Genomic DNA, 9049 nt, shown 5'->3' with positions numbered 1-9049 from the left:
GTTCGGTGGCGGCGGGGCTGGCAACGGGTGTGGCTGCGGTGGGGGTATCTCGGAGTGGTGCTGGCCGGTGGGGTTTGGGTGGGGGCTGTGGAGGTTCCCGCGCTGCTCACGACCGTGGTGGGGTTGCCGGTGCTGCTTGGGTTGGTCTTTCAGTGCTTGGTGCAGAACGACGAGAGCGCGCCGGCTTCTGGCTGCCGGTGAGGGTGCCGGTCGGGCTGGTCACGTTCCGAGCGGTGGCTGTCACCCCACGCGGCGGACGCACCTGCCAACCCAGCGCGTCAGGAGCCTTGCCTACCCCGCCGCTTCTCACCCAACGCGGCAAGGCCTCCTGCGCGAGCCTGCCTCGGCGTTCGGGTGAAGCGATGCGAAAAGGCCCTCGGTGACCTGCACCGAGGGCCTTTTCACGTGAAACTTGCGCGGGCTGTCAGTCCTGCTCGGCGCCCGGCGTCGTCTTCGCCACCTGCATCAGGAACTCGATGTTGGTGCGCGACTTGCGGAGCCGGTCGAGCAGCAGGTCGATGGCCTGCTGGCCGTCCAGGGCGTGGAGCACGCGGCGGAGCTTGTGCGTGACCGCCATTTCGTCCGGGGAGAGCAGGAGCTCTTCCTTGCGCGTGCCCGAGCTGTCGACGTCGACGGCCGGGAAGGTGCGCTTGTCGGCGATCTTGCGGTCGAGCTTGAGCTCGGCGTTGCCGGTGCCCTTGAACTCCTCGAAGATGACCGAGTCACCGGCGGAGCCGGTCTCGACCAGCGCCGTTGCGATCACCGTGAGGGAGCCGCCGCCTTCGATGTTGCGGGCGGCGCCCAGGAAGCGCTTCGGCGGGTAGAGCGCCGTGGAGTCGACACCACCGGACAGGATTCGGCCGGAGGCCGGGGCTGCCAGGTTGTAGGCGCGGCCCAGGCGGGTGATCGAGTCCAGCAGCACGACCACGTCGTGGCCCATTTCCACCAGCCGCTTCGCCCGCTCGATGGCGAGTTCGGAGATGGTGGTGTGGTCCGACGGCGGGCGGTCGAAGGTCGAGGCGATGACCTCGCCCTTCACCGAGCGCTGCATGTCGGTGACCTCTTCCGGACGCTCGTCCACCAGGACGACCATCAGGTGGCACTCGGGGTTGTTCTTGGTGATCGCGTTCGCGATCGACTGCAGAACAGAGGTCTTACCGGCCTTCGGCGGCGACACGATCAGGGCGCGCTGGCCCTTGCCGATCGGCATCACCAGGTCGATGACGCGGGTGGTGAGGATGTGCGGCTCGGTCTCCAGGCGCAGACGCTCGTTCGGGTAGAGCGGCGTCAGCTTGGTGAAGTCCGGGCGGTTGCGCGCCTCTTCCGGGTCCAGGCCGTTGATCTTGTCGACGCGGACCAGCGGGTTGAACTTCTGGCGCTGCTGCTCACCGTCGCGCGGCTGGCGGACGGCGCCGGTGAGGGCGTCGCCACGGCGCAGGCCGTACTTGCGGACCAGCGAGAGGGAGACGTAGACGTCGTTCGAGCCGGCCAGGTAGCCGGACGTGCGGACGAACGCGTAGTTCTCCAGCACGTCCAGGATGCCCGCGACCGGGAGCAGGACGTCGTCGTCGCGCACCTCGGTCTCGCGGTCCTGACGCTCGCCGCCCTCGTTGCGGCCGCCACGACGGCGACGGTCGCGGAAGCGGCCGCGACGGCCATCGCCGTCGTCGTCGCCCTGCGGGCCGCCACCCTGGCGGTCGTTGCGGTCACCACGGTCGCCGCGGTCACGGTTGCGGTCACGGCCGCCCCGGTCGTTGCGGTCGCCGCGGTCCTGGCGCTCGGAACGCTCGCCGCGGTCGGAACGCTCACCGCGCTCCTGGCGCTCGCCGCGGTCGGAACGCTCACCGCGGTCCGCACGCTCGGTGCGTTCGGGACGCTCTGCGCGTTCGGGACGCTCGGTGCGTTCGGGACGCTGCTGCTGCTCCTGCTGCGGCTGGCCCTCGCCCGCTTCGGCGTTGCCGCCGCCACGGCCGGAACGGCGGCGGCGGTTTCCACGGCGCCCACCGTCCTCGGAGGAGCGGCCGCCGTCGTCGGCAGCGGCTGGCTCGGCGGCGGCCGGCTTGTCGGCTACCTCGAGCTGCTGCTGAACAGGCTTTTCAGCGACCTTTTCGACCACTTTGACAGCGGCCGGCTTCTCAGCGGGCGCCTTCGCGGTGGCCTTCTCGGCTTTCGCGGGCTTCTCACTCTTTTCGGCCACCCTGGCAGCAGGGGCACCGGCGCCCTGCTTTTCCTTGATGGCCGCGATCAGGTCGCCCTTGCGCAGGCCTGCGGTTCCGGTGATGCCCAGCTGGCCGGCGAGCTCACGAAGCTCAGCGAGCACCATGCCGGACAGACCCGCGCGGCGGCGCGGCGTCGTGCCGTTCGAAGGGGTGGACAGAGCGTTCTCCTCGGCTCCAGAACCAGATGCAGCTGCGACGTCGCTGCTCAGCAAATCGGTGTTGCTCACACAAGTCCTTCCTGACCAGGCCCCGCCTCCTACGCGGCCCAGCGGACCCGTCTTCCCACTTCAACTGGGGAACGACGGTCAAGTCCGATGCAGACGGAAGCACACACGGCTTCCGGCAAGCACGGGACTTTTCTCAGGTCACACGGCGATCGGGTGCCTCTTTTGCGTCCGCCCCGCCCGCACGGCACAGAGCCGGAACACAAAAGGATTGCGACTCGGAACGAGTGTCCGAGCGCGACACCGGCGCCCGTGCGCGCGGTGACTGATCGCCCCCGAGGGTAGACGCCGGTCCCCCGGCATGCAACAACCGGGGTCGGGCGTGTCAGTCCAATGGCCGAACGCGCACCCCGGCGGTGTCGACGTCGAGTCTCCGCACGTCGAAGCCGTGCACGTCGACCTCGGCCGGGATCTCGCCGAACGCGATCACGGTGGGTCCCGCTCCGGACACGCAAGCGGGAACACCGAGCTTGCGAAGATCGTTGATCACCCGAACGGTGTCGGGCCACGCGGGCTCGCGGTAGTTCTGGTGGAGGCGATCCTCAGTCGCGGCAAGGAGAACGGCCGGATCCGACGTCAGCGCGTGCACCGCCAGGGCAGCCCGTCCCGCGGCGTGCGCGGCGTCCGCGTGGGGTACTTCGGCCGGAAGCAGGCCACGGGTGGTCTTGGTGGACGACTCCTGCGACGGGATCAGCACGACCGGGCGCACCCGTGCGTCGGGCTCCATTCGGACCGCGCGGTAGCTCTCTCCTTCAGACCACGCAACGACTACGCCGCCGAACAAGGAAGCAGCCGCGTTGTCCGCGTGACCTTCGAACTCGGCAGCGATTTGCAACGCGTCCGTGTCCAACTCGCGACCCATCAGGGTGAATCCGGCTACGACACCCGCCACGATCGCGGCGGCCGACGAGCCCAGTCCACGTGCGTGCGGAATGGTGTTGCGGCAGCGCAGGGCGAGCCCGCCGGTGTACCCGGTGGCGCGGACGGCCCGCACGACGAGATGGGTCTCGTCGAGCGGAACCTCACCTGATCCGGCACCCTCCACGACGATCGAGAGGCCGTCGACACCGTCGCCGCCGGCCACCTCGACGTCGTCGTACATCCCGAGCGCCAGGCCCAGCGCGTCGAACCCCGAACCGAGGTTCGCGGTCGACGCGGGGACGGAGACGAGGAACTTCACGCGAGCTCCAGCGCGTGCGCGACCGCTCCGGGGTCGACCGGGACCGGCTCGACCTCGGTGGTGCCGAGCAACGCGGTGTCGGGGTCCTTCAGACCGTGACCAGTGACGGTGCACACAACCGTCGAGCCCTTGGGCAGCCGCCCGTCCTCGGCGGTCATCAGCAGACCGGCGATGGACGCGGCCGACGCGGGCTCCACGAAGATGCCCTCGGACGACGCCAGCAGCCGGTACGCGGCCAGGATCTGGTCGTCGGTGACGGCGTCGATCAAGCCGCCAGAGGAGTCACGGGCGTTGATCGCACCCGTCCACGACGCCGGCGAACCGATCCGGATGGCGGTCGCGATGGTCTCCGGGTTCGCCACCGGCTCGCCGCTGACCAGCGGAGCCGCGCCCGCGGCCTGGAAGCCGAACATCTTCGGCAGGCCCTTGTCGTACGACGTGTAGCCCTTCCAGTACGCGGTGATGTTGCCCGCGTTGCCGACCGGCAGGCAGTGCACGTCCGGCGCCTGGCCGAGCACGTCGCAGACCTCCCACGCGGCGGTCTGCTGGCCGATCAGCCGCACCGGGTTGACCGAGTTCACCAGCGTGACCGGGTACTCGGCTGCGGTCTTCGAGGCCAATTCCAGGCAGTCGTCGAAGTTGCCGTCGATCTGCAGGATCTTCGCGCCGTGCATGACGGCCTGCGCGAGCTTGCCCATCGCGATCTTGCCGCTGGGCACCAGCACGGCCGCCGTCAGCCCCGCCTTGGCCGCGTAGGCGGCCGCGGACGCCGACGTGTTGCCGGTGGAGGCGCAGATGACCGCCTTCAGGCCGGACGCGAGCGCGTACGTCATGGCCACGGTCATCCCGCGGTCCTTGAACGAACCCGTCGGGTTCGCGCCCTCGACCTTCACCCAGACGTCCGACCCGGTGGCCGCGGAGAGACGCTTGGCGTGCACCAGAGGCGTGCCGCCCTCGTGCAGCGTCACGACCTCGGCACCCTCGGGGATCTCGATGCGGTCCCGATAGGCGTTGATGAGACCGGGCCAGCCCGCTCTGACAGCACTCACTCTTCGCCCTCCACCCTCATGACGCTGACGACGTCCCGCACCACGGGGAGGCCACCGATTTTGTCCACAGTGGACCGCAGCGCGGCGTCGGTCGCCGCGTGCGTGACGATCACCAGGCTCGCGTCCTCGACACGGCCTTCCTGACGCACCGCGGCGATGCTCACGTCGTGCTCGGCGAACACCGCGGCGACCTGCGAGAGGACACCGGGCTTGTCCGCCACGTCGAGGCTGATGTGGTAGCGCGTGGGCGTGTTCCCCATGGGCTGCGCGGGAAGCGCGGCGTAGGCCGACTCGCGCGGACCACGTCCGCTCGCGACCTGGTTGCGCGCCACGGCGACCAGGTCGCCGAGCACCGCGCTCGCCGTCGGGGCGCCACCGGCACCCTGCCCGTAGAACATCATCTCCCCCGCCGCGTCGGCCTCGACGAACACCGCGTTGAACGCACCGTTGACGCTGGCCAGCGGATGCGTCCTGGGGATCATGGCCGGGTGCACTCGAACGGCGACTGACTCCTGGCCGGACGGGCTGACCACCCGCTCGCAGATCGCGAGCAGCTTCACCGTGCGCCCAAGGCCCTTGGCCGCCGCGATGTCCGCCGCGGAGACCGAACGAATGCCCTCGCGGTACACGTCCGAAGCCGTCACACGCGTGTGGAACGCAAGGGACGCAAGGATTGCGGCCTTCGACGCGGCGTCGAACCCGTCGACGTCCGCCGTCGGGTCCGCCTCGGCGTAACCGAGGCGCGAGGCTTCTTCGAGCGTCTCGGCGTAGCCCGCGCCGGTGGCGTCCATCGCGGACAGGATGAAGTTCGTCGTACCGTTCACGATGCCCATGACGCGGGTGATCCGGTCTCCCGCAAGGGATTCCCGCAACGGGCGCAGCAACGGGATCGCGCCGGCGACGGCGGCCTCGAAGTAGAGGTCCGCACCGGACGCGTCGGCCGCCTCGAAGAGGTCGGGGCCGTGCTCGGCGAGCAGCGCCTTGTTCGCCGTGACGACGGACTTGCCGTTGCGCAGCGCTTCCAGCAGCAGGCCGCGCGTCGGGTCGATACCGCCGATGACCTCGACGATCACGTCCACGTCGTCCGACTTCACGAGCGCCTCGGCGTCCGTGGTCAGCAGGTGCTCCGGCACCTCGCGGTGCTTGTTCGGCCTGCGCACGGCGATACCCACGAGCTCAACCGGCGCGCCGACGCGCTGGGTGAGGTCCTCGGCCTGGTCCGTCAGCAGCCGGACTACCTCCGTGCCGACCGTGCCGCAACCCAGCAGCGCGACCCGGATCGGTTTGTTCTCCGGCACCGTTCATACCTCCAGACGGAACAGATCGTCCTCGGTCTCGCGACGCAGCAACAGCCGCGCCTCTCCGTCGGTCACCGCGGCGAGCGCGGGCCGTGGAAGTCGGTTGTACCCGCTCGCCATCGAGTAGCAGTAGGCCCCCGTGGCGGCGATCGCCACCAAGTCGCCCGGCGCGAGGTCGTCCGGCAACCAGCAGTCGCGCACCACGATGTCACCCGACTCGCAGTGCTTGCCGACGACGCGGCACAGCACGGCCCGCGACTCGGGCTCCGCGGCACGTGAGACCAGTTTGCAGTCGTAGACGGCGTCGTAGAGCGCCGTGCGGATGTTGTCGCTCATCCCGCCGTCGACGCTGACGTACCGGCGCCGCGCGCCACCGTCCAGCTCGACGTCCTTGATGGTGCCGACCTCGTACACGGTGACGGTGCCGGGGCCGACGATCGCGCGGCCGGGCTCGACCGCGATGCGAGGCATCTCCAAGCCGTTGTGCTCGCACTCCTTCTGCACGATGTTGTGCAGCTGCCGCGCCAGCTCGGCGGGCGGGGGCGGGTCGTCGTCCGGCGTGTAGGCGATGCCGAGGCCGCCACCGAGGTCGACGACGGTCAGCGAGTCGATCTCGCCGTGCTCCTTGCGGACGTCGGCGAGCAGGCCGATCACGCGGCGGGCCGCGACCTCGAAGCCGGACGCGTCGAAGATCTGCGAGCCGATGTGGCTGTGCAGGCCGACGAGCTTGAGGCCGGTGGCCTTGAGCACGCGGCGCACGGCCTCGGCCGCGTCGCCGGAGGACAGCGAGAAACCGAACTTCTGGTCCTCGTGCGCGGTCGCGATGAACTCGTGCGTGTGCGCCTCGACGCCGACCGTCACGCGGATCAGCACCGGCTGCACCACACCGCGTTCGCGCGCGATCTGGTCGAGGCGCGCGATCTCGTGGTACGAGTCGAGCACGATCCCGCCGACGCCGGCCTCGACGGCCGCGACCAGTTCGGGAACGCTCTTGTTGTTGCCGTGCAACGCAATGCGCTCGGCGGGGAAGTTCGCGCGCAGAGCGATGGCAAGCTCGCCGCCGCTGCAGACGTCGATCGAGAGGCCCTCTTCGGCCACCCACTTCGCGACCTGGACGCTCAGGAACGCCTTGGAGGCGTAGTGCACGAGCGTCGGGTCGCCGAACGCCTCGGCGTGCTCGCGGCAGCGCGCGCGGAAGTCCTGCTCGTCCATGACGAACAGCGGCGTGCCGTACTGCTCGGCGAGCCCGCGCACGTCCACACCCGCGAGCTCGACGACACCGGCGTCGTTGCGGGAGGCGTTGCGCGGCCAGACGGTCGGGTGCAGGTAGTCGAGCTGGTCTGCGGTGGAAGGGCGGTCGCCGGCGGTGTTGCCGGGTGCCAGGACGTCAGCGTGCCGAGGTCCAGCGGGATGTGCTCGCATTACATTCGCTCCGGTGCGGTGACGCCGAGCAGGCCGAGGCCTGCTCCGAAAACGTGCTGGGTCGCGGCGCAGAGCGTCAGCCTCGCCTGGTGCAACGGGGTGGTCTCCTCGTCGCCCTGGGGAAGCACGCGGCAGCCGCGCTCGCGGTCGTAGAAGCGGTGGAAGGAACCCGCGAGTTCTTCGAGGTACCTTGCCACCCGGTGGGGTTCGCGCAGCTCAGCCGCGGTGGCCACCACCCTGGGGAACTCGCCGATGGTGCGAATCAGGTCGCCCTCGCGCTCGTGCACCAGCAGCGAGAGGTCGTCTCCCTGGGTGACGCCGAGGTCAGCGGCGTTGCGCAGCACACCGGAGATGCGGGCGTGCGCGTACTGCACGTAGTAGACCGGGTTGTCGTTGCTGTGTTTGCGCAGCAGGTCGAGGTCGATGTCGAGGCTGGAGTCGACGCTCGACCGGATCATGGCGTACCGGGCGGCGTCCACACCGACCGCTTCGACCAGGTCTTCCATGGTGATGACGGTGCCCGCCCGCTTGCTCATCCGCACGGGCTGGCCGCCGCTGACGAGGTTCACGAGCTGGCCGATCAGCACCTCGACGCTGTCCGGGTCGCCACCCAGCACCGCCGCGGCCGCCTTGAGACGTGCGGTGTAGCCGTGGTGGTCGGCGCCGAGCATGTAGATGAAGCGGTCGAAGCCGCGACTGCGCTTGTCCGCGAGGTAGGCGATGTCACCGGCGATGTAGGCCGGGTTGCCGTCGCCCTTGATGACGACGCGGTCCTTGTCGTCGCCGTAGTCGGTCGACTTCAGCCACCAGGCGTCGTCCTTCTCGTACAGCGAGCCGTTCGCCTTGAGCTTCGCGACGGTGTCGGCGACCGCGCCGCTTTGGTGCAGCGTGAGCTCGGAGAAGAACACGTCGAAGTGGGTGCCGAAGCCGTCCAGGCTGCGCTTGATCTCGTCGATCATCAGCTCGAGGCCCACGCGCCGCACGAGCGCGGGGTCGCTGAGCGCGCCGGGCTCGCGGCGCAGCACCTCGGCCGCGATCTCGCCCACGTACGTGCCCGCGTAGCCGTCCTCCGGCACGGGCTCGCCCTTGGCCGCGGCGATCAGCGAGAGGACGAACCGGTCGATCTGCGCACCGGCGTCGTTGATGTAGTACTCACGCGTGATCTCGGCGCCACGGGCCTGCAGCACCCGGCCGATCGCGTCACCGACGGCGGCCCAGCGCGCGCCGCCCAGGTGGATGGGGCCGGTCGGGTTCGCGGAGACGAACTCCAGGTTGATCTTCTGGCCGGTGAGCTCCGCGCCGGTGCCGTAGCCGTCCTTCAGCGCGTCCGCGACGATCGCGCCCTGGGCCTCGGTGGCGATGGTGAGGTTCAGGAAGCCCGGTCCGGCCACGTCGGCCTTCGCGATGGCGGGTTGTTCCCTGAGGGCGTCCGCGAGCCACGTGGCGAAGTCGCGCGGGGCGACACCGACCTTCTTGGCGAGCTGCAGCGCGATGTTCGTGGCGTAGTCGCCGTGCTCGGGGTTCCTGGGCCGCTCGACCGTCACCTGCTCGGGGAGAGCGGTGGCGTCCAGACGTCGGTCGGCCAGCAACTGGGCAACCGTGGTCCGGACGAGATCGGCGAGCGCTTCAGGGGTCACGACGTATGAGTTTAGAGAAG

General features: G+C 69.9%; 6 protein-coding genes and 1 pseudogene. 1 reads left to right on the top strand and 6 read right to left on the bottom strand.

Going from position 1 to position 9049, the window contains the following annotated elements:
- Positions 1–201 (top strand): annotated as a pseudogene (locus B0F77_RS49435) (hypothetical protein); the annotation flags it as partial.
- A gap of 223 nt (positions 202–424) precedes the next feature.
- Here B0F77_RS49435 and rho read toward each other — a convergent pair.
- From rho to argS, 6 genes are all read right to left on the bottom strand, one after another.
- Positions 425–2446, bottom strand: a complete 2022-nt coding sequence (gene rho / locus B0F77_RS42985) for a transcription termination factor Rho (RefSeq protein ID WP_086668839.1) — start codon at positions 2444–2446, stop codon at positions 425–427.
- 322 nt (positions 2447–2768) lie between these two features.
- Entirely contained in the window at positions 2769–3623 is an 855-nt protein-coding gene (gene thrB / locus B0F77_RS42980; protein ID WP_086668838.1) for a homoserine kinase, read from the bottom strand.
- Positions 3620–4672 (bottom strand): threonine synthase, encoded by a 1053-nt coding sequence (gene thrC / locus B0F77_RS42975; protein ID WP_086668837.1) that lies wholly within the window; start codon positions 4670–4672, stop codon positions 3620–3622. Before thrC ends, thrB begins: the two co-directional genes overlap by 4 nt.
- The gene (locus B0F77_RS42970; protein WP_086668836.1) at positions 4669–5970 is read right to left on the bottom strand and encodes a homoserine dehydrogenase; all 1302 of its coding nucleotides are present in this window, start codon (positions 5968–5970) and stop codon (positions 4669–4671) included. The genes thrC and B0F77_RS42970 overlap by 4 nt, the downstream gene beginning before the upstream one ends.
- A gap of 3 nt (positions 5971–5973) precedes the next feature.
- Positions 5974–7392, bottom strand: a complete 1419-nt coding sequence (lysA, locus tag B0F77_RS42965) for a diaminopimelate decarboxylase (protein WP_086668835.1) — start codon at positions 7390–7392, stop codon at positions 5974–5976.
- Complete coding sequence (gene argS, locus B0F77_RS42960) at positions 7392–9029, bottom strand: arginine--tRNA ligase (protein ID WP_086668834.1); 1638 nt, start codon at positions 9027–9029, stop codon at positions 7392–7394. The genes lysA and argS overlap by 1 nt, the downstream gene beginning before the upstream one ends.
- Between the last annotated feature and the right edge of the window lie 20 nt (positions 9030–9049).

This window comes from Lentzea kentuckyensis (genome assembly GCF_002150765.1).
Classification (GTDB): domain Bacteria; phylum Actinomycetota; class Actinomycetes; order Mycobacteriales; family Pseudonocardiaceae; genus Lentzea; species Lentzea kentuckyensis.
The sequence above is the reverse complement of the archived record's forward strand: the minus strand, read 5'-3'. Positions and strand labels throughout refer to the sequence as shown.